General features: G+C 49.5%; 23 protein-coding genes. All 23 read right to left on the bottom strand.

Annotated elements, in window-relative coordinates; all coding sequences use genetic code 11:
* Positions 1–170: 170 nt before the first annotated feature.
* Positions 171–1,628, bottom strand: a complete 1,458-nt coding sequence (gene proS, locus AK95_RS11620; protein WP_071220115.1) for a proline--tRNA ligase — start codon at positions 1,626–1,628, stop codon at positions 171–173.
* 221 nt (positions 1,629–1,849) lie between these two features.
* Entirely contained in the window at positions 1,850–3,118 is a 1,269-nt protein-coding gene (gene rseP, locus AK95_RS11615; protein WP_397376666.1) for an RIP metalloprotease RseP, read from the bottom strand.
* 137 nt (positions 3,119–3,255) lie between these two features.
* Positions 3,256–4,395 carry a 1-deoxy-D-xylulose-5-phosphate reductoisomerase gene (locus AK95_RS11610; protein ID WP_071220113.1) on the bottom strand — a complete coding sequence of 380 codons (1,140 nt, stop codon included), beginning with the start codon at positions 4,393–4,395 and terminating at the stop codon, positions 3,256–3,258.
* Positions 4,396–4,413: 18 nt separating this feature from the next.
* The gene (locus tag AK95_RS11605) at positions 4,414–5,214 is read right to left on the bottom strand and encodes a phosphatidate cytidylyltransferase (RefSeq protein ID WP_071220112.1); all 801 of its coding nucleotides are present in this window, start codon (positions 5,212–5,214) and stop codon (positions 4,414–4,416) included.
* A gap of 20 nt (positions 5,215–5,234) precedes the next feature.
* Positions 5,235–6,002 (bottom strand): isoprenyl transferase, encoded by a 768-nt coding sequence (locus tag AK95_RS11600; RefSeq protein WP_071220111.1) that lies wholly within the window; start codon positions 6,000–6,002, stop codon positions 5,235–5,237.
* A gap of 73 nt (positions 6,003–6,075) precedes the next feature.
* Entirely contained in the window at positions 6,076–6,630 is a 555-nt protein-coding gene (frr, locus tag AK95_RS11595) for a ribosome recycling factor (protein WP_071220110.1), read from the bottom strand.
* Positions 6,630–7,358, bottom strand: a complete 729-nt coding sequence (pyrH, locus tag AK95_RS11590) for a UMP kinase (RefSeq protein WP_006211297.1) — start codon at positions 7,356–7,358, stop codon at positions 6,630–6,632. Before pyrH ends, frr begins: the two co-directional genes overlap by 1 nt.
* A 294-nt stretch (positions 7,359–7,652) precedes the next feature.
* Positions 7,653–8,303 carry a translation elongation factor Ts gene (tsf, locus tag AK95_RS11585; RefSeq protein ID WP_071220109.1) on the bottom strand — a complete coding sequence of 217 codons (651 nt, stop codon included), beginning with the start codon at positions 8,301–8,303 and terminating at the stop codon, positions 7,653–7,655.
* Positions 8,304–8,550: 247 nt separating this feature from the next.
* Positions 8,551–9,249, bottom strand: a complete 699-nt coding sequence (gene rpsB, locus AK95_RS11580; RefSeq protein WP_071220108.1) for a 30S ribosomal protein S2 — start codon at positions 9,247–9,249, stop codon at positions 8,551–8,553.
* A gap of 238 nt (positions 9,250–9,487) precedes the next feature.
* A complete protein-coding gene (locus tag AK95_RS11575; protein ID WP_071220107.1) occupies positions 9,488–10,087 on the bottom strand; it encodes an endolytic transglycosylase MltG in 600 nt (199 codons plus the stop codon).
* Complete coding sequence (locus AK95_RS11570; protein ID WP_071220106.1) at positions 10,084–10,629, bottom strand: hypothetical protein; 546 nt, start codon at positions 10,627–10,629, stop codon at positions 10,084–10,086. Before AK95_RS11570 ends, AK95_RS11575 begins: the two co-directional genes overlap by 4 nt.
* Before the next feature lie 25 nt (positions 10,630–10,654).
* A complete protein-coding gene (locus AK95_RS11565) occupies positions 10,655–10,966 on the bottom strand; it encodes a hypothetical protein (RefSeq protein WP_071220105.1) in 312 nt (103 codons plus the stop codon).
* Positions 10,967–11,024: 58 nt separating this feature from the next.
* Positions 11,025–12,434, bottom strand: a complete 1,410-nt coding sequence (locus tag AK95_RS11560; protein ID WP_071220104.1) for a DUF342 domain-containing protein — start codon at positions 12,432–12,434, stop codon at positions 11,025–11,027.
* 30 nt (positions 12,435–12,464) lie between these two features.
* On the bottom strand, positions 12,465–13,253 hold the full coding sequence (locus AK95_RS11555) for a FliA/WhiG family RNA polymerase sigma factor (RefSeq protein WP_071220103.1): 789 nt from the start codon (positions 13,251–13,253) through the stop codon (positions 12,465–12,467).
* 15 nt (positions 13,254–13,268) lie between these two features.
* Positions 13,269–13,670, bottom strand: coding sequence for a hypothetical protein (locus AK95_RS11550; protein WP_071220102.1), 402 nt, complete (start codon positions 13,668–13,670; stop codon positions 13,269–13,271).
* Between the two features lie 3 nt (positions 13,671–13,673).
* Positions 13,674–14,171: a chemotaxis protein CheD gene (locus tag AK95_RS11545; protein ID WP_071220101.1), complete on the bottom strand. Its 498-nt coding sequence runs from the start codon at positions 14,169–14,171 to the stop codon at positions 13,674–13,676.
* Positions 14,164–14,757, bottom strand: coding sequence for a chemotaxis protein CheC (locus AK95_RS11540; RefSeq protein ID WP_251035541.1), 594 nt, complete (start codon positions 14,755–14,757; stop codon positions 14,164–14,166). The genes AK95_RS11545 and AK95_RS11540 overlap by 8 nt, the downstream gene beginning before the upstream one ends.
* Before the next feature lie 36 nt (positions 14,758–14,793).
* On the bottom strand, positions 14,794–15,255 hold the full coding sequence (locus AK95_RS11535) for a chemotaxis protein CheW (RefSeq protein ID WP_071220099.1): 462 nt from the start codon (positions 15,253–15,255) through the stop codon (positions 14,794–14,796).
* A gap of 51 nt (positions 15,256–15,306) precedes the next feature.
* The gene (locus tag AK95_RS11530) at positions 15,307–17,376 is read right to left on the bottom strand and encodes a chemotaxis protein CheA (protein ID WP_071220098.1); all 2,070 of its coding nucleotides are present in this window, start codon (positions 17,374–17,376) and stop codon (positions 15,307–15,309) included.
* 23 nt (positions 17,377–17,399) lie between these two features.
* Positions 17,400–18,737 carry a protein-glutamate methylesterase/protein-glutamine glutaminase gene (locus AK95_RS11525; protein ID WP_071220097.1) on the bottom strand — a complete coding sequence of 446 codons (1,338 nt, stop codon included), beginning with the start codon at positions 18,735–18,737 and terminating at the stop codon, positions 17,400–17,402.
* A 38-nt stretch (positions 18,738–18,775) separates the two neighbouring features.
* Entirely contained in the window at positions 18,776–19,666 is an 891-nt protein-coding gene (locus tag AK95_RS11520; protein WP_071220096.1) for a MinD/ParA family protein, read from the bottom strand.
* On the bottom strand, positions 19,663–21,111 hold the full coding sequence (flhF, locus tag AK95_RS11515; RefSeq protein ID WP_071220095.1) for a flagellar biosynthesis GTPase FlhF: 1,449 nt from the start codon (positions 21,109–21,111) through the stop codon (positions 19,663–19,665). The genes AK95_RS11520 and flhF overlap by 4 nt, the downstream gene beginning before the upstream one ends.
* The gene (gene flhA, locus AK95_RS11510; RefSeq protein WP_071220094.1) at positions 21,108–23,141 is read right to left on the bottom strand and encodes a flagellar biosynthesis protein FlhA; all 2,034 of its coding nucleotides are present in this window, start codon (positions 23,139–23,141) and stop codon (positions 21,108–21,110) included. Before flhA ends, flhF begins: the two co-directional genes overlap by 4 nt.
* Positions 23,142–23,158 lie beyond the last annotated feature (17 nt).

Raw genomic sequence — 23,158 nt, 5'->3', positions numbered from 1 at the left:
GTGAAAAATAGAATAAAGCTTCCGCCGGCAGCACTCATTCGTCCTGCCCCAAAAAGTAAGAGCGTCCGCCATACTGCCATCCGGAAGCTTACTCCAGATGATGAATCCCGGTTCTGGACGAAGAACTCCTCCCTCACCCAAACTTGCCCGTCATTCATATTATCGATTTACTAGTACGCTCTCGCGAACAGCACGGTATGTTTCGCATCTTCACCGCATACGAGACACTTGGTTTTCTTCTCGGCCGGTTCGAATGGAATGTTTCTGCTCGTAGCACCGGTTTCTTGCTTGACAGTATCTTCGCAAGCTTCCGAACCGCACCATCCAGCCAAGGTAAACCCGCGTTTTTCCTCCATGCTGTCCTTCATTTCATCCAGTGTCTCCACCGAATAGAAATGATCCTCACGGAACTGCTTCGCGCGCTCGAACATTTCCTGGTGCACCTGCTCCAGCATATTCTGTACTTCCTGGGTCAGATTAGCTTGCTCTACGATTTTCTTCTCGCCTGTAATACGAGAGACAAGCACGCACACACCATTCTCCATGTCACGCGGTCCGATCTCCAGACGCACCGGTACTCCGCGCATTTCATACTCATTAAATTTCCAGCCTGGACGCACATCCGGATTGTCGTCAACGCGTACGCGGATGCCTGCGGATTTCAGTTCACGGAACAGTTCGTCCGTACGGCCCACTACCGCGTCTCTCGTCTTCGGCGGACCAATTGGAATCATGATCACTTGCGTTGGCGCGACTTTAGGAGGAAGCACCAATCCGCGGTCATCCCCATGGACCATAATCAACGAACCAATGAGACGTGTGCTCACGCCCCAGGATGTCGTATGAGCATATTCCAGCGTATTTTCACGATTCAAATATTGGATGTCAAAAGCTTGCGAGAAGTTGGTCCCCATATAATGCGAAGTACCGGCCTGTACAGCTCGTCCGTCTTTCATCATCGCTTCAATCGAGAACGTATCCACGGCGCCAGCGAATTTCTCCGAAGGTGTCTTCTGCCCTTTGATTACCGGAATCGCGAGGTAGTCCTCTACGAATTGCTGATAGATATCCAGCATTTGCATGGTTTCTCCTCTAGCCTCAACTTCCGTTTCGTGAGCGGTATGGCCTTCTTGCCATAGAAACTCACTCGTGCGAAGGAACGGCAGCGTGCGTTTTTCCCAGCGGACCACGTTAGCCCACTGGTTAATCAGCACAGGGAGATCACGATAGGATTGAATCCATTTGGAATACATGTGCCCGAACATCGTTTCGGAAGTCGGACGGATCGCCAGACGTTCCTCCAGCTTCTCTCCAGCTGCTTCCGTGACCCATGGCAGCTCGGGATTAAATCCTTCGACATGCTCCTTCTCCTTTTGGAAAAAGCTCTCGGGAATGAACAGCGGGAAATACGCATTCCGATGGCCCGTTGCCTTAAAGCGTCGATCCAACTCTTCCTGGATATGCTCCCAAATTTCATAACCGTCCGGTTTGAAGACGATGCAGCCTCTGACTGGAGAATAATCCATCAGGTCCGCTTTTTTGATGACATCGATATACCAGCGCGAGAAATCTTCCGCTTGCGGGGTAATCTCCGTCACGAATTGTTTATCCTTCGATTCCTTAGACATATAAATCGTGTGCCTCCCATTAGTAAAACGCATGGTCTAAACCCTGTTTAACGGCTTGACTGGCGTTATTGGCGATATGTGTGAACAAGCTGCGGCTCTATAGCCCGCCTGTATTTATAGTAACTCCATTCGCTAGATATCGTTAAACATGAACATCTGCTAACAATAGAAAAGGTACGGCTTTTCGTTGCGGCTGGCGCACCGAGCCGTACCCTAGGTTTTTATCCGTTGATCAAACGCAAAATATCGTTGTAGGTTACGGCTATCATTAACAGGAACAGCATCGCAAACCCGATAAAATGAACCATGCCTTCTCTGTTCGGGTCAACTGGCTTGCCCCTTAAAGCTTCGATTCCTAAGAATACGAGCCGGCTTCCATCGAGTGCCGGAATCGGCAGCAGATTGAATATGCCCAGATACAAGCTTAGAATGGCTGCCCAATAGGTGAGCTGTTCGATACCCTGCTTGGCGATTTGCCCCGTCACTTCGAATGTCCGTACAGGACCGCCAAGATCATCCATGGAGAACTTCTGAATCAACTGTCTGAAGCCCTGGAAGATAATATTCGTTGTATCTACCATTGCGGTCCCGGACCCGGTAATTGTCTCCCCAATCCCTGCGGATCGGGTAGGAAGCTCAGGAACAATCCCGACCTTGCCGCCTTCCTGTCCCTCCATCGTCCGCGGAGTTAAGGTCAGATCAAATGATTCCTCACCCCGGCGTACAGTCCATTCCATCGGCTTGTCCTTGGAAGCCGCAATCAATTCGATCATCTTCTGATAATCGGCACCAATGGCGGTTCCGTTAATGCTCTCGATGATGTCTCCCTCTTTCAGATCGGCTTCATCTGCAGGCATGCCTTTCGTAATCTCGCCAATCTGCACATAGGTTGGGTTCTCAACCGGTATGCCGGCCATTTGAATGTGAAGGGCAAACAGCACGAAGGCCAGAATGAAGTTCATGACAGGACCGGCAAAAATCGCAAGCGCTCTTTGGCCGACGGTTTTGCTGCCGAATTGACGGTCTCTCGGTGCGATCTGCGTCTCGACACCTTTGGCTACCGTCAAGGCTTGCGGATGGATTTCGAATTGCTGGAACTCACCATCCACATCAAGCCTAACCGACAAACGATCCACCATATCCATAAACTGGACTTCGCCGCGAATGACATTTTTACGGTTGTCGAGTTGATCCAGATAAATCTTTTTCACTTGATTCTCTGCATTCAATCGAACCGCAATCGTCTGACCGGGCTGAATCTCGACAAGTTCCGGATCTTCCCCGGCCATACGGGCATATCCGCCGAATGGAAGAAGACGTAGCGTAAACTGCGTTTCATGGCGTTTATATGAGAACAGCTTTGGACCAAATCCAATCGCGAACTCGCGTACCAAGATTCCGGCACGCCGGGCAAAATAATAGTGACCCCATTCGTGCACGGTAACGATCACAAAAAACATGAGCACCGTTAAAAAAACGACCCGAACCATTTCCAATTCTTTACATCCCCCTTTTCCTCTGAGAACGCAGTATGTCCCTATAGATTATCATTATTCTCCTGTCGTCCACAAGAGAATCACAAGCTGTCCGCTTTTTTTCAAGGGAGATTTCAAAAACACTTCAAATCCTATAGTCGGGAAGCTAATTCACGTGAGATCCGATCGCTCTCTTCAATCGTTTCCAGTGCCGGTTCCCGCGCAACATGATGGCTTTGCAGCACTTCCTCAATGATCTCTTCAATTCGCAGAAAAGAGATTTCGCCGCGGAGAAACCGGGCGACCGCAATTTCATTAGCTGCGTTGAATACCGTTGGCGCTGTCCCACCCATTCTACCACATTCATAAGCAAGCCTTAAACAAGGAAAACGTTCAAGGTCCATCTCCCGGAAATGCAGCTTGCCCGCTTCCGCCAAAGATAGCCTTGGTGCAGGCGAAGTCCACCGTTCCGGATAGGTCAGCGCATATTGAATCGGAACCCGCATATCCGGGTTGCCGAGCTGGGCAATGATACTCGAATCGCGGAATTCCACAAAAGAGTGAATGATGCTTTCCGGGTGAAGCAGCACAGAAATGTTGTCATAAGGAATACCATACAACCAATGGGCCTCGATCACCTCAAGCCCTTTATTGGCCATGGTGGCCGAATCAATCGTGATTTTGGCACCCATGGACCAGTTCGGATGTTTTAGCGCATCCTCCACCGTAACGTTGACCAGCTGTTCCCGGGTGTAATCCCGGAATGAGCCTCCGGAAGCCGTCAGCGTGATCCGTTCAATATCTTCATGCCGCTCCCCGTTCAGGCATTGGAATATGGCGGAATGCTCGCTATCGATCGGCAAGAGTTTTACCCCTTTGGCAGCCGCTCGGGCCGTAACCAGATGACCTGCCGTTACCAACGTTTCCTTATTCGCGAGCCCAATGGTCTTCCCCTCATCAATCGCTGCAAGCGTAGAGGACAGACCCAAACTTCCAACAACCGCTGTAACCACCATTTCCGCATCTGTCGCTGCCGCAATCTCGATCAAGCCTTCATGACCATGGAACACTTCGGTTCCGGCAGGAAGATCTTGCCTTATGCTGTCAGCAAGCTCTTTCGTGGCAACGGACACTTTGCGAGGAGAAAACTCTTTGACCTGCTGAAGCAGCAGGTCCTTATTACTCCCTGCAGCGAGGCCCTCAATCTGAAAATGTTCCCGGTGTTTCCTCACAACGTCCAAAGTCTGGGTACCTATGGAGCCAGTGGAGCCGAGTACGCTGATCTTTTTCATGCAACATCTTTCCTTTCATCAGTAAGGCAGGAGACTCAATATATGTACAAACGGAAACACAACGATCCAACTGTCACATCGATCCAGTATCCCTCCATGGCCCGGCAGCAGTTTACCCGAATCCTTGATGTCATACACCCGTTTATAGGCGGATTGCACCAAATCCCCGAGTTGACCGATAACAGCGCATGAAAGCCCGATCAGAATCGCTTGTCCAGCCGTCAGGAATCCATCTGAGAAGAATGAAAAGAGCAGAGATGTGAACACGGCGATGACCACACCGCCGAGCGCACCTTCAACTGTTTTGTTCGGACTGATGGAAGGCCACAGTTTATGGCGCCCCATGGCGCGTCCGACAAAATACGCTCCCGCATCACTTGCCCAGATCGAGGCCAGAAGCAGAAAAGTCCAGAATACGCCATGGCCGTCAGGAGCATGTCGTGATTCGGCAATAAAGGAAAATCCGATTCCGATATACGCTGAAGCCATAAACAATAAGGAAACCCGTTTGATATCAATTACATTCTTCGTCGTCACGGTCGCCAGTAAAAATAAAAGCAGCAGGAGCCAAAGTACATGTTCCCACGGGATCTGAATATTCAAATCAAGCGGACCCCATGGAAATACAAGCAACAGCACCCCCGCATATCCAATCCACGCCGTTCCCCCGAACGGTGCCGTATTGGTCATGCGCACAAACTCATAATAACCGATTAGCGCCATCGCCAGAATCAGAAGATGGTACCACAGACCGCCTATGAAACATAATCCTAAAAAGACCGCTCCCGCTATAATTCCGGTAATCAATCGCTGTTTCAAAACGTTCCATCCTCCATCGGCTACGAAAGTCCACCGTAGCGCCTTGTTCTTTGTTGATAATCGGCTACGGCCTCCACCAAATGGTCTTTGGTAAATTCCGGCCAATAGGCATCCGTAAACCAAAGCTCACTATACGCGAGCTGCCACAGCATAAAATTACTTAGCCGCAGCTCGCCGCTTGTGCGGATCAGTAAATCCGGATCCGGCAATTCGCCTGTGAGGAGCCGCTGGCCAATCAGTTCCTCTGTAATATCCTCAGGACGAAGAATCCCGTCGCGCACTTCTCGTCCGAGCGCCTTGACACTTTCGGTGATCTCTTTCCGGCTTCCGTAATTGAGCGCAAAGTTAAGCACAAGTCCGTCATTGCCGGCTGTCTTCGCAACTGCTTCTTCCATCGCAGACACGGTATGGGACGGAAGGTCTTCCGGATGTCCCATCATGCGGACCTGGACATTTTTCTCGATCAGCTCTTCCAGCTCAATAGCCAGGAACTCTTGCGGAAGCTTCATCAGAAAATCGACCTCATCCTTCGGACGCGTCCAATTTTCTGTCGAAAAAGCGTACATCGTCAATATTTTGATTCCCAAATCATCGGCGGCAATGGCCGCTCTTTTGACAGCCTTCATGCCATTCTGATGGCCAACGATTCGCGGCATACCGCGCCGTTTCGCCCAGCGTCCATTACCATCCATGATGATGGCGACATGATGTGGGATGTTGTCCGGAGAGAGCTGATGCGTCTGCTGACTGTCCTCCTGATTCAACCACGATCGAACCCGTTTGATCATTCCATTTCCTCCAGGCATCTTTCTGCAAAAAAAGAGACAAACCCCACCATTGACAGGAGGGGCCACAAGTCTCTTATACTTCCATAATCTCTTTTTCTTTAGCAACGAGGACTTTGTCGACTTCTGCGATAAATTTATCCGTCGCTTTTTGGATATCTTCCTGATGTCTCCGGGACTCGTCCTCGGAAATATCTGTTTTCTCCAATTTTTTGATGTCGTCGTTGGCATCACGGCGAATGTTGCGGATGGCCACTTTCGCTTCCTCGCCGAATTTCTTCGTCATTTTCACCAGTTCGGTTCTGCGTTCTTCCGTCAGTGCAGGTACGACGAGACGAATTTGATTACCATCATTCGCCGGCGTCAATCCGACATCAGATTTCATGATCGCTTTCTCGATATCGGCCAAGGACGACTTGTCCCAAGGCTGGATCATGAGCGTTCTTGAATCCGGCGTGCTGATGTTAGCCAGCTGATTCAGCGGGGTTGGTGCTCCGTAGTATTCAACCGTGATCCGGTCGAGCAGCGCTGGCGCTGCCCGTCCTGCGCGCAGCGTTGCCAGGTCACGCTTCAAAGACAAGATCGCTTTTTCCATGCGTTCTTCTGCATTCTTTTTCACCGATTGCGGCATTAATCTACACTCCCTTTGACGATCGTTCCGATTTTCTCGCCCAGAACGACGCGCTTGATATTACCTTGCTCCGTAATAGCGAAGACGATGAGCGGGATGTTGTTGTCCATACATAACGATGAAGCTGTAGAGTCCATTACCCCAAGGTTTTTGTTCAATACGTCTAGATACGTAAGCTGCTCGTACTTCTCGGCAGTTTCATCCTTAAATGGATCAGCGGAGTACACTCCGTCCACCTTGTTCTTCGCCATGAGAATCACTTCTGCTTCGATTTCCGCTGCGCGAAGCGCTGCAGTCGTATCGGTGGAGAAGTATGGGTTACCCGTTCCTGCCGCAAAAATTACGACACGACCTTTTTCCAAATGCCGAATGGCTCTGCGGCGAATATACGGCTCCGCAATTTGCTGCATTGAGATAGAGGTTTGCACCCGAGTCGGCACATCGATCTGCTCCAAGGCATCCTGAAGAGCCAAAGAGTTCATCACCGTAGCCAGCATTCCCATATAATCTGCTGTCGCACGGTCGATTCCGTTCGCGCTGCCGGCGATACCGCGCCAGATGTTTCCGCCGCCGCATACGATGGCGACCTCCACACCAAGCTCAACCACCTCGCGAACCTGCTCAGCGATCGATGAGATCGTCTCAGCATCAATACCATATCCATTCTGCCCTGAAAGGGATTCCCCACTGACTTTCAATATCACTCGTTTATATACTGGCTGTTCCAAATGATAACCCTCCACTTTAAGACGGCGCCTAAGTATACGACGCCCGTTTGAAAAACGACAGACAGACACACCGGCACTGCTTGACGGTTTATAAAAATCGGGTAAAAACATCCGTCTCAAGTAGAAACTTCTGGTCGTCTAATCAAGACTAAAGTCCATTCTTTCTTGTGAGATAAGGGTGCCTTACTCCGAATTTATAACAATCTTATCTCTCTTATGCCTTTATATCTCTTAAAAAAGAAGGAACACAGGTGTGTTCCACTCTTTTCTATAACTTATATTAGCCCATTCGGCTTATTTATTCACCTGGGACATAACTTCTTCAACGAAGTTGTCTTGTTTTTTCTCCAAACCTTCGCCAAGTTCAAAACGGGCAAAACGACGGATGGAGATGTTCTCACCGATCGTGCTGATTTTTTCGTTAAGCAGCGTGTTGATCGTTTTGTCAGGATCTTTGACGAAGGATTGCTCAAGCAAGCAATATTCTTCATAGTATTTGTTGATGCGGCCTTCAACCATTTTCTCAACGATTTTTTCAGGCTTGCCTTCGTTCAGGGCTTGGTTTTTCAAAATCTCTTTTTCTTTCTCAAGATCTTCAGTCGGCACTTCTTCACGACGAACATATTTAGGGTTAGCAGCCGCAATATGCATAGCGATATCGCGAGCGAACTCTTTAAATTGATCTGTTTTACCTACGAAGTCGGTTTCACAGTTGATTTCAACGAGAACGCCGATCCGTCCGCCACCGTGAATATAAGACTCTACAACACCTTCAGTTGCAATACGGCCAGCTTTGTTAGCTGCTGCAGACAAACCTTTTTCGCGAAGTACTGCGATCGCTTTGTCGATATCACCATTTGTTTCATCCAGCGCTTTTTTGCAATCCAGCATGCCCGCGCCTGTTCTTTCGCGAAGTTCTTTTACCGCACTAGCTGTTACTGCCATTAGAATTCCCTCCAAATTGGTATGATGAAGTTTTGCGTTTGGTCCTCAAGAAAACCATCATTCTTTTGTTCTCTCCAAGATTCCAGACCGCATTAAGTAGTTGTTCTTCCCCTGAGATGCCAGGCTCCGGATTTCACAAATATTCGCACGTTATCCGTTCTAACATCTTAAAAAAAGGGCAGTGAGAGGTTATACACCTACCAACCACCCTTTTCATTTAATTCATGGTTTATACGTTTAATCCCGATTAAGCAGTTGTTTCTTCGCCTTGGTGAGCTTCAACAACGGCATCGGCCATTTTACCAGTCAACAATTTGACAGCGCGGATCGCGTCATCGTTACCTGGAATTACATAGTCGATTTCATCCGGATCACAGTTCGTATCAACGATACCAACGATTGGGATACCCAATTTGCGAGCTTCCGCTACTGCGATGCGCTCTTTGCGAGGATCGATAACGAACAATGCGCTTGGAAGACCCTTCATGTTCTTGATACCGCCCAAGAATTTTTCAAGACGATCTTTCTCTTTGCGGAGAAGGATAACCTCTTTCTTAGGCAATACTTGGAACGTGCCGTCCTCTTCCCAAGTTTCGAGCTGCTTCAAGCGGTTGATACGCTTTTGGATCGTTTCGAAGTTAGTCAAAGTTCCGCCGAGCCAACGTTGGTTGATGTAGTACATACCGCAACGTTCTGCTTCTTCCTTCACGGAATCTTGAGCTTGTTTTTTCGTGCCGACGAACAGGATTGTACCGTTCTCTCCAGCTACGCTTTTTACGAAGTTGAAAGCTTCTTCAACTTTCTTGACCGTTTTTTGCAGGTCGATAATGTAGATACCGTTTCTTTCAGTGAAGATAAATTTATCCATTTTCGGGTTCCAGCGACGAGTCTGGTGACCGAAGTGAACGCCAGCTTCCAAAAGCTGTTTCATGGAAATTACTGCCATCTTCACGCACCTCCTAAGTTTGGTTTTTGTGTGTCCCTCCGCCGAGATCATTTTTCATTAAGACTCCCAATCCTGGAAGCACCCTCAACGAAATCACTCTGGCGTGTGTTTTAACACCGTCAATTACTATAACATAACCATGGGCAGGTTGCAATGTCTTTTATGTACTTCATCAGGTCCAGCCAATCAAGAGCTTGAAGAGTTCCTATAAAGAAAAAAACCTCTCTCAACCGGAGTGCTAGTTGGAGGGTTTTGTCGTGATTTTCGTGATGATCGAATTGTAACTCTCGCCTGCCGTAAACGAGTATGTACCGCTCAGGATCTTGGTGTTGATTTTATTCTCGGTAGCTTTAGTGATGAATGCCTGTTTATTGTCAATGACGCCGGCATTCATAAGGCTGTTTGCTACATCGCTGAGATTGTTTCCAGATGGAATGTTTACTTTAATCTGCGCTTCCGCTTTAGCCGGTGTTTTCGGTTTCGCCGGATTCGTTACCCGGGGGGACTCCTGTTTCTTCTCCTCGCCCGGTTCAGGCTTCTTCGGCTGCTCCGGTGCTTCCGGCTGTTCCGTTCCCGTCTTCTGTGCAGGATCGGCTCCTTCGGACTCGCCGCCCTTGCCAAGCTTCTTCTCTTCCCACTGCTCCGCCGTCAACAGCTCGTCTGAACCTTCGACGACTTGCATATCCAAAGCTTCCGCTGCAGCAACCAGCTGCTCCTTCGTTAATTCCTGCGTCTGTGATGCAGTTGTGCCTTGACCGATCCACATCAGCTGAAGCAGCACTGCACCGATCACGAGACCACTTCCCAGGCCCATCATAAATGTACGGTTCTTGATCACACGGACTCCTCCTGTTTGGCCAACTGAATAATAAGTTGAACTTCGCCTCGCTGAAGACCCGTGGTCTTGGCAATCATATCGATGGACTTTCCTTGTTCATATAGATCAAACAGCTCCGCGTATCTGGATTTGATGGAATGTACAGGAGGTGCAGGTTCAGCTTCGGAAGTCGCTGCAGCTGCTCCTGCGGACAAAGAAACGGCCGCAGCGGCTTGCACAAGCTTCTCTTCCGCCAGTCGAAGACGCGTTTGCGAATCGGTCATCTTCTCCTCCATGGCCAGCATGCGGTGCCGCAAATCACTGACCTGCTCTTGATGTGCTTGCTGCTTGGCATCCAGTTCTTTTTTCATCTGGCTAACCAGTTCCACCAACTGTTCGTTCTCATTTTGGATTTCCGCCATGTATCCTTCAAGCGTGTTCTCCACTTCTTTTACAACCCGCTCGCTGGACACGGTCTCTTCACGGCGTTTCGGCAGCATAAAAGCATACAGCACGGCGGCAATGCCAAGCAGCACGATATATATCCATGGTTTCAAATCCATTAACTCCTTTATGCCTATAAATTATCTAGAGCGAAACATCGAAATTTTTGCCTTTATAAGGATGCTCAGCCGGCTGCTCCACTGTTTCGCTTGATTCTGCCGCTCCCCGGCCATGTTGCTGCCCAGAGGATTGACGGCTACCGTCATCGCGCACGGCTGTCTCCGCCGTCTCACTCACTTCCGTGCTTCGCTGGGCTTCCGCACGACTGTTCTTCGTTAATTCACCCGCAAGCAGTGTCTGATCATTCATCGGTCGCTGCTGGGTTTCATTATGCATCTTGCCCGCTTCATTGGTTCTGGGGACCGCAATTTGCATCTCAACCGATTTCAAACTCAATGGAATCACCTCATAATATAGGATCATGTCCACAAGCATTTAAAACGTATGTTTTGACCTACAAGAGCGGCACCATGGTGATATCCCCTTCATGATAGTAAAAAGAAACCCGCTGCGTGGGATCCTTAACAAAGCGGGTATACCGCCCTATGACAATTTTGGCTCCGCCGTAGATCGTCTTTACCACATTCACTCTTGCTTTGCCGGTATCCTCCAGCATCTTCTCGATTTCCAGCATACGGTCCTTGATATCGGCTTGTTCTGCCATGTTTGATTTCTTGGTCGCATTCAGCTTAATCCGCAGCGCTAGCTTGTCTGGCGACAATTGACCCGAGGAAGCTAATTGATTCAGAAGATAAAGCGCTTTATCGGTTTTATCCATACTTTCTAAAGATTGCTTCAATTGGGCTCTGAGATCCGCCAGTTCATTCCGCAGCTCAGGCAGCACGCCGACTTCAACTACGGTAGCCGTCGACATGCTGTTTCCGATCGTTCGCGCAACGACCTTTTCCCCGGCCTGCAGAATGCCGCCCACCACGAGTCCTTTCATCCCGTTGCATTCGATATTCTGAACCGCGCGGATATTGGAATGCATAATGCTCTGCGAGACGAACACGCTAGCGCCGGCTATGACGTTTCCATCCTGGATGAACGAGCTTTTGACATCCTGGCCCGCCTTTACATAGCCCTTGTTGTAACCGATGATTCCGCCGGATATATCGATCGAACCTTCAGCCTCCAGCTCGGCTCCTTCCACAAAGCCGGTAACTCGAATATCCCCTGCTGCCTTGATTCTGAATCCGGTAAGCACATTGCCGCGAATGACCACCGTACCGACAAAATCGATATTGCCAATACTGTAATCAACATCCCCGTTAATCTCATATACCGGAAACACATTGATTTTTCCTTTTTCAGTTTTGGTGAGGAGTCCGTCAAGGGCAGCGTACATTGCAGTTTTCTCGGCGTTAACAACGACGTTCTTCCCCACCTTGAAATGAGCTTCCTTACCCGGTTTGCTCGGAATCTCCTCTCCGGTCACCGCAGTTCCGGGGACTCCTTTTGTTGGCGGGATTCGGGTTGCCAGCAGCTGGCCTTTCTTTACATTATTTAAACGAATCACTTCTTTATAGTCCACTTTGCCATCTTCGATCTCCAGCGGCTTCAGGTTCGTCTCATTCCCAAAATTAACGGTAAATTCGATTCTGCCGTTCTGTCCGTGCATAGGTTCCGTTCCCATGGCAATCGGCGTTCTACTATATTGATATTCCTCCGCATGTTCTGCGATTCGCCGCAACGTATCATGTTGAAGTCCATATCGTACCTGGTGACTTCTCAGAAATTGTTCAAGAGCTTCTACAGAGCAAGAGAAATCCTTCTCCCACTTGGTGAACTGTATATAGGCGACGACCTTGTCATCCGATAGCGTAACGCTAAAGTACTGATCCAATGCATAATCTACAGACAATCCAGGAACCCCCTTCATAAATGGCAAGCGTCAATCGTTTTGCATCAGCAAATCCCGATCTTTATCGAGCGCGCCCCGAAGTCTCAATATCGCTTTGGAATGAAGCTGAGATATTCGTGAAGGTGATAGCGACATCACCTCAGCAATTTCGCTGAGTGATAAATCCTCATAATATAATAAGGAAACTACGGTCCGCTCTTTCGGGGTTAATTTACCGATACCCTTCATCAGGGCTTCTCGCAGATAAAATTCATGGACCTTGTGATCCGGATTTTTCGCTTTCTCATCAACCAGGAGCGACATTCGGGTCTCAGACTCCTCCTCGCGGATCGGATCCTCCAGAGATGTCAATGTCATGACCGCTACTTCCTGCAGCATGTGCCGGAACTCCTTCTCAGTCACATCAAGGTAATCACTCATCTCGGAATCACTGACGCTGCGTAAATACTTCTGTTCCAACTGCTGATATGCAGTTTCAATCTTCTTCGCTTTCTCGCGGACGGAACGCGGCACCCAGTCCCCTTGGCGCAGCGAGTCCAGAATAGCCCCGCGCACACGCCAAGAAGCATAGGTTTCGAACTGCAGCCCTCGTTTGTAATCAAACTTTTCGATGGCATCAATCAGACCCATTACCCCATTGCTGGCCAAATCTCCCTTAGAAACGTTCTTCGGAAGACCGATAGCCAAGCGGCTTGAAACATAGTCAACGATGTGCAGATGATATTCGATTAGTTTCTTCTTCGCTTCATGGTCTCCATCTTCCTTCCATGCGCTCCACAAATCCGCATGGTTTAGCACAGAAGCTTTACGTTCGTCCAATTGCCTTCACCCTCCTTATTTTTCCGTAAGGTGACGAACGGCCTTGGCCAGTTCTTCGGGTTCTTTCGTTGAAACCAGCTTAGGAGGATTTAGCGGTACAAAGTCTCCATTCTCTTTGCTGCTGGATTCGGAATGGATTAAATCCATCAATTCCCGATCCTCATCAGGCGTGGATAAATCAAGAACAGTTCCTCGGTCTTGCTCCCGCTGCGTGTCGACGTCCCCTTGAACAACGGCTCGCGGACCCGTAATGGCAGCAAACATCCAATTCAGCAGGAACGCCAGAAGAAACCAAATCACACATGCAAGGAGAGCCCGATACATGCTAGTCATCCACAGATTGTTACGTATGGAGAATATAAACGTGAACACAAAACCGGCAATTCCAGTCATCAGATAAAAACGGAGTTTTCCCATTAGCTACAATTCCTTTATGCCCTTTTGTACGCTTCGTATTGTAAACTTACCCGTTGCACAGTACAACTCAACGGTTCTTCCATAATTTCCTCCGGTATCCTCGGCAATTAGCGTTATCCCCATCTGCTCGAGCCCAGCCTTGCAAGACTCTACATTACGCGGACCAATGCGCATGGTGTCACCCGAGCCGGCAAAAGCAAACATTTGAGCTCCCCCGGCCATTTTGGCTACCATACGTGCCGGAGACGCACCCAAATTCCTCATCTGATTCAACAGGATCGGAAGAGCCGTATCGGCGTATTTGGCCAGGTTTAGCTGCCCTTCTCTGGCAATCGCTGAAGATGGAAGCATTACATGCGCCATTCCACCAATCTTCGTCACCGGATCATACAACGTCAGTCCGACGCACGAGCCGAGTCCCGTTGTACGCAAAATACCGTTCGGACCTGCGACGTTCAGATCCGCCATGGCTACTTTCACTATGCTTTGTTCTTCAATCATGCTCTAAAGGCACTCCTAAAGCTTCGAAAATTTGAGCAAATGATTGTGGATCAGGTATCAGGAAGAACTGGCCTTCCACCTCGTTCTGCCCTTCTAGGAACGTCGTGTTGATTAAGAGGGCATCGTCTCCCATTTCTCCGAACTGCAGCAATCCATAACTTAAGATGGCACCTGCCATATCCATCGCGAGGGCCGGCACCGTAGGTGTCATGGACAGATTGGTCAGATCGGCAAGCGACGATAAGTACGAGCCTGACAATATGTTTCCGATCTCGCATAATGCGGACTGCTCCATCTCGGAGAATTGTTCCTCATCCGACACTTCAAAGCCCGCCAGATTCTGCAGTAAATTCTTCCCGGCTTCCGGACTCATAATAAAGAAGAGATTGCCCGGCGCACTGCCTTCCACCCGTAAAAATACGGCAAGAACGAGCTGTTCGCTTCCTCCTACACTTTCGGCAATCTGCTCAAAAGGCAGGAGTTGAACTTTGGGTACAGCCATATCAATAGGTTTGTTAAGCAAGCGGGAGAGGGCGGTTGCCGCATTGCCCGCTCCGATGTTTCCTACTTCCTTCAAAACATCCATTTTGATTTCCTTGCCATGCTTAAACAGCTCCACTGTCTACTCCTCAAGGCCTTCCAGCTGAATAATCTCACTCTTGTTCAGCACTTCGGACAGATTCAGCATGACGAGAAGGCGCTCCTCTCCTACCTTCGCGACACCGCGAAGATATTTCGCTTTAATCCCGCCGACCACCTCAGGCGGAGAGTCAATGCTGTCCGTATTCAGATCGATGACATCACTAGCGGAATCTACGATAAAGCCTACCTGCATGTCATTGACAGCTACGATGATAACCCGCGTTTGATCGGTTGCTTCCACCTCGTCCAATCCAAAACGGCCGCGCAGATTGATTACAGGAATGACGACGCCCCGAAGATTAATAACACCTTTTACGAAAGCATAAGTCTTCGGAACACGCGTAATGGGCATCATTCGCTCAATGGTTTGAACCTTGTCTACCTCGATGCCGTATTCTTCCTCGCCAAGTTTAAAGACAATAACCTTGATTTCTTCTCCCATGAATAAGTCCTCCTTCAAAATGTGTGGCCTGCCGTGTTTGATAGCAACGATTTATTTGATAAATGCATTTGCGTCGATGATAAGAGCGACCTGTCCATCCCCGAGGATGGTTGCTCCGGATACTCCCTGAATGGCAGGCAGATATTTACCGAGATTTTTAATGACGATTTCACTCTGACCGATAAAATCATCGATGGTGAGTGCCGCTAAACGATCCCCCTTGCGGATCACAACGATCTCCGTTTCTTCTTCCAGCTCTTCATCAAAATCTGGAACTTCAAACAAACGGCTAAGCGAGATGACCGGTATCAGCGATTCACGGAACTGGATCATGCGGCTGCCGTGAACATGTTTGATTTGCCCGCGCTTGATGATGCCCGTTTCAACAATGGAGGAAAGCGGAATCGCGTATTTTTCGGACCCCATCCGAATCAGCATAGCTGCTATGATAGAGAGCGTTAATGGAAGCTGAACGGAGAAGTTCGTGCCTTTTCCCGGCGTCGAGTAGATGGTGACGTTACCGCCCAGGGCAACGATTTTGGATTTAACAACGTCAAGCCCAACGCCTCGGCCGGATACGTCCGAAATTTTCTCAGCGGTGCTGAATCCCGGCGCGAATAGCAGTTGATTGACCTCGTCATCGGTCATGGTCGCTGCTTCGGCCTCCGTCACAACGCCTTTTGCCAGCGCGTTCTTCAGAATCTTGTCACGGTAGATACCGCGTCCATCATCCTCAATCTCAATGAAGACATTGTTGCCGCTGTGGAACGCACGCAGATGCACGGTACCGGTCTCCGGTTTACCGGCAGCGATACGGTCGGCAACAGGTTCGACGCCATGGTCTGCCGAGTTTCGCAGCAAATGGACCAGCGGGTCACCAATCTCATCAATAACCGTACGATCCAGCTCTGTTTCAGCTCCGGTAATAATCAAATCAATTTTTTTGTCCAAGGTTTTGGCAAGGTCCCGCACCATCCTAGGAAAACGGTTGAACACCGTGTCCACAGGCACCATGCGCAGTTTCAGGACGATATTCTGCAAATCGCTGCTTACGCGGCTCATGTGCTCAACCGTGTCCGTCAGCTCCTGGTTCTTGGACTCGCTGGCCAGCTGCTCAAGGCGCACCCGATCAATCAGAAGCTCGCTGAACAGATTCATTAGAACATCGAGCCGTTCAATATCAACCCGGATCGTTCTTGAAGGATTACCTCCCCCAGCATTTCGGGCGGGTGCCTTGGATTCTTTGACAGGCGCTGAAGTTCCTTTGCCTTCCGGTGAAGCTGCAGCTGCTTGGGATGCTTCTGAAACTTGCGGTTTGACAGCTTCTGCTGTAGCCGCGCTCTCCTGTACCATTTGCTGCAAAGTTTCATGATCGAGCGCCACAACCGTGGTAGTCTCGATCTCCGAAACGCCCAGAATCTGGCTTTCAATATCTTGCGTTTCTCTTTGCGTTATGTAATACAACGAAAATACGCGATCGAATTCACCTTGTTCAATCTCTTGAACGTCCGGATACGTCTTGACGATTTCCCCGGATCTTTCCAGCGTTTCGAATACCATGTAGGCACGAACCGCCTTGAGTTGGCAATCCTCTCGCAATGTCACTTGGATATATAGAACCTTATGTCCTTCCGAAATCGATTGATCAAGCACGGAGAATTGAAACTCATCCAATTCAATGCCCTGAACGGCCGCAACAGAGTTATCCCCTTCGGCAGCTTCCCCAGCAGGTGTTGCCCCTTCTCCACGCACAATCGCCTGCAAAGATGCCACGATAGAGGAAACATCCGCTTTCCCGTCTCCGCCGTTGGTGATATCCTGCACCATCGATTCAAGAGCGTCCAAGCTTTTGAAGAGCGTGTCAAAGATAAAATCCTGCATCTTTAACTTTTCGTTCCGGACAAGATCCAGCACGTTTTCCATCTGGTGGGTAAGCGAAGCCAGATCTTCGTATCCCATCGTTGCTGCCATACCCTTCAATGTATGAGCCGATCGGAAAATAATCTGTACGATCCCGATATCGTCCGGGTTGCTTTCTAATTGAAGCATGTTTTCATTTAATGATTGCAGATGATCATTTGACTCATCAATAAACATTGTCAAATATTGATTCATGTCCATTGAGAGACACCTCCTCTTCAAGTTCACTTTCCGTTATTTACAGCTTGAACCATTCTAGGTGCGATATCATGTAGTGGCAGAACGTGGCTTACACATCCGAGCTCAACAGCTGATCTCGGCATCCCGTATACGACGCAGGTTTGCTCGCTCTCCGCGTAGGTGGATGTCACTCCTGTATCATAAAGCTTCTTCATCATTCTCGCTCCATCGCTTCCCATGCCGGTCATCAGTACCGGATGACGCTTAATCATGGTCAATGGCAGTAAGGATTCGAACAGCACATCTACAGATGGACGGTGACCGTTGCGGGCCTCATCCTCACTGATCCTGATTTGGTAAACGCCGCTGTCCGAACGGCAAACCCTCATATGGCTGCCTCCAGGAGCAATGTAGGCTTTGCCCGGTTCCAATACCATCCCTTGTTCAGCTTCCATGACTTCCAGCTGACTGAATGAATTCAGGCGCTGTGCAAGCGATTTGGTAAAGCTCGGCGGCATATGTTGAACGATGACAATCGGGGCACAGAAGTCACCGGGAATGGGCTCGAGAAAAGCTTTCAATGCTCTTGGCCCGCCGGTCGAACAGCCCACCGCAACCAAATCCGTCAATTCCATTGATTGCGGTATCTTTGCTTCACGGAGCTGAAGACTCTCGTTCTCTGGAAGCGCGACTGGAACAAAGTCTGCAACCGGCTTGCGATCTGCTTGTTTTCGCCTTGGTCCAGCGTGCTCTGCTCCTTCCGCAGCAGTAGACACCTTCTTTTCCACAGTTCGAGATGGCGGGATACGGGGCGACTCCTTTAGCTTGCTCCGTTGGTCAGTCTGGCTGACCGTTGTTCTCTTCTCAATCACCTGCGGCTTCTTGATCAGCGTTTTGTCAGAAGGCTTTGGCGAAAGAGGAACCGTTATGTCCGCACTCCGTCGTCTCTGCTCTTCTTCTTCCCACAATGCCCTCCGCTGTTTAGCCTGCATCGCCGCATTCAGTTGCTTCATTAATTCTGAACGCACCTGCTCAATATCAAGCGCATTAGAAATGGAAGGCTTTCGTATAAAATCAAATGCTCCTGCCTCAAGGGCAAGAATGGTCTCTTTCATGCCTTGCTCATTAATGCCGGACAACATAATGACCGGACGGGGACCCGATTCCATAATCAGCTTCAGAGCATCAAGGCCGTTCATTTCCGGCATTTCTACATCCAATGTAATGACATCCGGATTTAATTCCTTTACTTTCCGAACGGCATCAAGACCGTTATCAGCTGTTCCGACAACTTGAAATGATGGGTCACGCTCGATGAAATCGGAAAAGATTTTCCTCATAAATGCGGAATCGTCAACGACAAGCACACGAAAAGGCTTCATAGATGTCCACCTCAGTTTCCATTAATCCAAGCAAAGAATCATTTCGTACGTTTGAGCCACCGATGCATAAATCCTTTGATTCCCTTCGGAGCTTCAGGCTCTGTGGCAGCAGGGACGGTCATGTAGCGAAGCGCGATCCGTCTGATATCACTAGAGGCGTTACATCGCGGGTAAGCTGCTGTAAATGGGACCTGCCGCTTAACCGCCTGGACAACATGCGTATCATCGGCAATCGAACCCAGCAGCTTGATGTCGATATCCAGGAAACGCTGGGCCGTCAAAATAATTTTGCCCGCTGCTTCACGTGCCTCCTCTTCATCTCCCGCACGATTGACAATCAGGCTGAACGGAACCTGACATTCCGTGCCGTGCACCACCTTGATTAAGGCATAGGCATCTGTGATGGACGTCGGTTCCGGCGTCGTGACGACTAGGCATTCATCAGCGGAAGTAATAAACCTCATATTTTCCTTGGACAAGCCAGCTCCCGTGTCAAAAATGATATAGTCCATTTCCGAGGAAATAATTTCAATCTGTGAAATAAAATAATTCATTTCCTCTTCAGACAGGGACATCATGTCAGCCAAACCGGAACCTCCAGCAATGTAAGGAAGCTTGTCAGGTCCGTATTGAATTACTTCTTCAATGCTCTTCTCCCGGCGAATGAGATGATACAAGCTGTACCGGGAGCTCACGCCCATAAGAACGTCAATGTTTGCCATCCCGATGTCGGCATCAAACACCAATACCTTTTTGCCCATCGACTGTAAAGTCAGCGCAAAATTCAGCGTGAAATTGGATTTCCCAACCCCGCCTTTACCGCTGCTGACCGTAATAATCTTGGCGGTTCTTGGGGATGTTGGTTTAACGCTGTTCCCTGATTGCTGAGAAGAAACCAGCTGGCGGAGCGATTGAGCTTGATCCGTCATGTACGAATCTCTCCCAGCAGCAGATGGCATAACCGCTCGTTGTCGGCCATCAGCAGATCATCCGGCACATTTTGACCATTGGTCATATAGGACAAGCGAAGGTTATGGGCATCAATCAGATTAAACAAGGAGCCGTAGCTGCCGGTCTCATCCATCTTTGTGAAGATGACCTTATCGAGTTCGTATTTGCTGAAATGATCCGCGATTTCGATCATATCGCTGCTCTTGGAGGTCAGGCTGAGCACAAGATAGGTTTCGCTTTGATCGGAATGGGAGAACAGGCTTTGAAGCTCGGAAACGAGCAGCTCATTCCGATAGTTCCGACCTGCAGTATCCATCAACACCAAATCACAATCCTGCAGCTTCTGAAGGGCTCGCTGCATATCACCGGGCGATTGCACGACTTCCATCGGCACATTGAGAATGGATGCATAGGTGCGCAGCTGCTCAACGGCAGATATCCGATACGTATCGGAAGTGATAAAACCTACCTTGCGTTGGTTACGGAACAGCTGCTCTGCTGCGATCTTCGCGATCGTGGTTGTCTTGCCGACCCCTGTCGGACCGGCAATATATACAATCCGGGTCTCGGGCTGAACACCGCCGCCAATACGTCCCTCAAGGAACGCCTCGGCTTGCTTGTAAATCACGTTCTGCAGCTCGGCCTCGCTCATCTGCATATGACTGGCTTGCCAGGCTTCTTCAGCGGCAGTGAGCCACTCTTCCGTCAGCTTGGCCGAAAGATCCTGCTTAAGCAGCTGATCCCGAATGAAATGCAGCGGCTCGGGAAGCTGCTGCGCTTCGAGATTTTGCCTGGACAATCGCGCGATCCATTCCTTCATTTCCTTAAGCTCTTCAAGGACTCTTTGTTCGGATTCACTAATTCCCAAACGGGAACTTAATGAATCCTCCTGTCCCCCACGAGATGACTTATCAGACTTCACAGATTCAACTGATGCAGCCGTTTCCGCTTGATCGCTTCGCATCGCGGCTTGTACAGCTGCTGCAGGCTGTTGCCAATGACCCGCTTCATCCTTGTGCCTGTTAACGGCCTCTTCGGAAGCAGCAACCTGGCTAAGAATCTCTGCAAAACGACTATAGTCATCCTCCTGCTGTACGCCGGAGGTTGTATCCGTGTTATTCACGGAATTCGTGGAGGCTTGTGAACCAGGCTTTGAAATTTCAGCCGTTCGTTGATAGGCCTTGGGTACGGCACCAGAAGGTACGGCAGGCGTAACTTTGGACTTCATCGGAGCAGAGCCTTTGGATTTCTCCGCTTGCTCTACTGCGGCGATTACCTCGATCTTCTTGCGGGTAAACATACCCAGGAATCCGCCCACCTTGGTTTCCTTCGTACTCAGTATGACGGCATCCGCACCTAAATCCGTACGAATGTGCTGCATCGCCTCAGGCATCGTGTCGACGATATACCTCTTCACTCTCATAAGTTCACCACTCCGACACTTTGAATTTCGACGTTCGGCTCCAGCTCACTATAAGACAACACCGGAATATCCTGCATGCTTCGTTCAATAACCTGCCTTAAATACATTCTTATGGCCGGTGAGGTAAGCAGAACAGGCTGCTGCCCCATCTGAATGATCCGGTTAACCTGTTCACTGAGCTTCTGAAACACGCTCTGTGTCGATGCCGGGTCCATGGCAAGATAGCTTCCTTGGTCGCTCTGCTGGACGCTTTCGGCGATCTTCTTCTCAAGCTGCGGTCCAACCGTGATGACCCGCATAGCCTCTCCCTCTTGAGCATATTGCTGGGTAATCTGCCGCGAGAGAGCTTGTCTTACATATTCGGTAAGGACATCGGGATCTTTCGAGTAATGTCCATAATCCGCAAGGGTCTCGAGAATCGTGACCATGTCCCGAATCGAGATTTTTTCGCGGAGCAGCTTAGCCAATACCTTCTGCACCTCTCCAATAGTCAGCACGGAAGGAATGAGCTCGTCCACAAGGACCGGATAGCTTTCTCTGATGTTGTCAACCAATGCCTTAGTCTCCTGGCGTCCAATCAGCTCATGGGCATGTCTCTTAATCAACTCGGTCAAATGGGTAGCCACTACGGACGGTGGATCGACTACGGTATATCCGGCAAGATCCGCCCGCTCTTTCATGGCTTCATCTATCCAAAGCGCTGGGAGCCCGAAGGCCGGTTCAGTCGTTTCGATCCCCGTTACGGAATCATCCTCGTACCCAGGGCTCATGGCGAGGTAGTGATTTAATAATAATTCACCGCCGCCGACAGCATTCCCTTTTATTTTTATGACATATTCATTCGGTTTTAGTTGAATATTGTCGCGAATTCGGATAACCGGTACGACAAGTCCCAGCTCAAGTGCGCATTGTCTCCGAATCATAATGATCCGGTCCAATAAATCTCCGCCCTGCTGCGCATCTGCGAGCGGAATCAACCCATACCCGAATTCGAATTCGATCGGGTCAACCTGAAGCAGGTTGATCACACTTTCCGGACTTCGAACCTCTTCGATTTGTTGTTCCTCCTCCATCTGCTCCACCTCGACCTGCTTGCGATCCAGATTGTTCTGCATCCTCCGTGCCGCAATAAATAAGATGAGCGCAATCGGTGCGGTCGTAATCAGGTGAATGGGTGTGAAAATCCCTAGCAACAGAACGGTACCTGAAACAATGTACAATAGATGAGGGTATGAGAAGAGCTGCCCTGTCAGATCCTCCGCCAGGTTCCCTTCCGAAGAAGCTCTTGTAACAATCAGCCCCGCTGCAGTGGAAATCAAAAGCGCCGGAATCTGACTGACCAATCCGTCCCCGATCGTCAGGATGGAGTATGTGCTCATCGCGTCTCCGAATGACATTCCGTGAATCGAGATCCCGATGATAAATCCGCCGATCAGGTTGATCAGCATGATGACAATCGTAGCGATGGCGTCACCCTTAACGAATTTACTTGCACCATCCATAGCCCCGTAAAAGTCGGCTTCCCGCTCGATTTTTCTTCTCCGCTCCCTGGCTTGCTGCTCATTGATCAAACCTGCGTTCAGATCCGCATCGATACTCATCTGTTTACCAGGCATCGCATCGAGCGTAAATCTTGCCGCAACCTCTGCTACCCGCTCCGAGCCTTTGGTAATCACGATGAACTGTACAACAACGAGGATCAAAAAGACGATGAACCCAACCGCAATTTCGCCATTCGCTATCCACTTACCGAACGTGGCTACAACCTCGCCCGCATTAGCTTCCGACAGAATCAGCTTCGTAGTCGAAATGTTAAGCGCTACACGAAACAGTGTCGTGATGAGCAATAAGGAAGGGAAGATGGAGAAGTCCAGGGCTTCCTTCGTATTCATGGCCACCAGCAAAATAATAAGCGCCAGCGAGACATTGATAATCAGGAGTACATCGAGCAGCCATACCGGGATCGGAAGAATCATCATGAGTACGATGCCAATGACACCCGCAAGGACAGATAGATCTTTTATTTTCACTGCAATGACGCCTCCGG

It is taken from the genome of Paenibacillus sp. LC231 (assembly GCF_001860525.1).
In the GTDB taxonomy this organism is placed as follows: Bacteria; Bacillota; Bacilli; order Paenibacillales; family Paenibacillaceae; genus Paenibacillus_AQ.
The sequence above is the reverse complement of the archived record's forward strand: the minus strand, read 5'-3'. Positions and strand labels throughout refer to the sequence as shown.

What these genes read in the sequence shown, in the direction of transcription:
- AK95_RS11535 (WP_071220099.1), bottom strand. Translation starts at nt 15,255, where the DNA reads ATGGGAGAAGAAATCAAGGTTATTGTCTTTAAACTTGGCGAGGAAGAA.
- frr (WP_071220110.1), bottom strand. Translation starts at nt 6,630, where the DNA reads ATGCCGCAATCGGTGAAAAAGAATGCAGAAGAACGCATGGAAAAAGCG.
- AK95_RS11570 (WP_071220106.1), bottom strand. Translation starts at nt 10,629, where the DNA reads ATGGATTTGAAACCATGGATATATATCGTGCTGCTTGGCATTGCCGCC.
- proS (WP_071220115.1), bottom strand. Translation starts at nt 1,628, where the DNA reads ATGTCTAAGGAATCGAAGGATAAACAATTCGTGACGGAGATTACCCCG.
- rseP (WP_397376666.1), bottom strand. Translation starts at nt 3,118, where the DNA reads ATGGTTCGGGTCGTTTTTTTAACGGTGCTCATGTTTTTTGTGATCGTT.
- AK95_RS11540 (WP_251035541.1), bottom strand. Translation starts at nt 14,757, where the DNA reads ATGGATGTTTTGAAGGAAGTAGGAAACATCGGAGCGGGCAATGCGGCA.
- rpsB (WP_071220108.1), bottom strand. Translation starts at nt 9,249, where the DNA reads ATGGCAGTAATTTCCATGAAACAGCTTTTGGAAGCTGGCGTTCACTTC.
- AK95_RS11525 (WP_071220097.1), bottom strand. Translation starts at nt 18,737, where the DNA reads ATGAAGCCTTTTCGTGTGCTTGTCGTTGACGATTCCGCATTTATGAGG.
- tsf (WP_071220109.1), bottom strand. Translation starts at nt 8,303, where the DNA reads ATGGCAGTAACAGCTAGTGCGGTAAAAGAACTTCGCGAAAGAACAGGC.
- AK95_RS11530 (WP_071220098.1), bottom strand. Translation starts at nt 17,376, where the DNA reads ATGGACATGAATCAATATTTGACAATGTTTATTGATGAGTCAAATGAT.
- AK95_RS11550 (WP_071220102.1), bottom strand. Translation starts at nt 13,670, where the DNA reads ATGGGAAAACTCCGTTTTTATCTGATGACTGGAATTGCCGGTTTTGTG.
- AK95_RS11545 (WP_071220101.1), bottom strand. Translation starts at nt 14,171, where the DNA reads ATGATTGAAGAACAAAGCATAGTGAAAGTAGCCATGGCGGATCTGAAC.
- AK95_RS11600 (WP_071220111.1), bottom strand. Translation starts at nt 6,002, where the DNA reads ATGATCAAACGGGTTCGATCGTGGTTGAATCAGGAGGACAGTCAGCAG.
- AK95_RS11610 (WP_071220113.1), bottom strand. Translation starts at nt 4,395, where the DNA reads ATGAAAAAGATCAGCGTACTCGGCTCCACTGGCTCCATAGGTACCCAG.
- AK95_RS11520 (WP_071220096.1), bottom strand. Translation starts at nt 19,666, where the DNA reads ATGACGGATCAAGCTCAATCGCTCCGCCAGCTGGTTTCTTCTCAGCAA.
- flhF (WP_071220095.1), bottom strand. Translation starts at nt 21,111, where the DNA reads ATGAGAGTGAAGAGGTATATCGTCGACACGATGCCTGAGGCGATGCAG.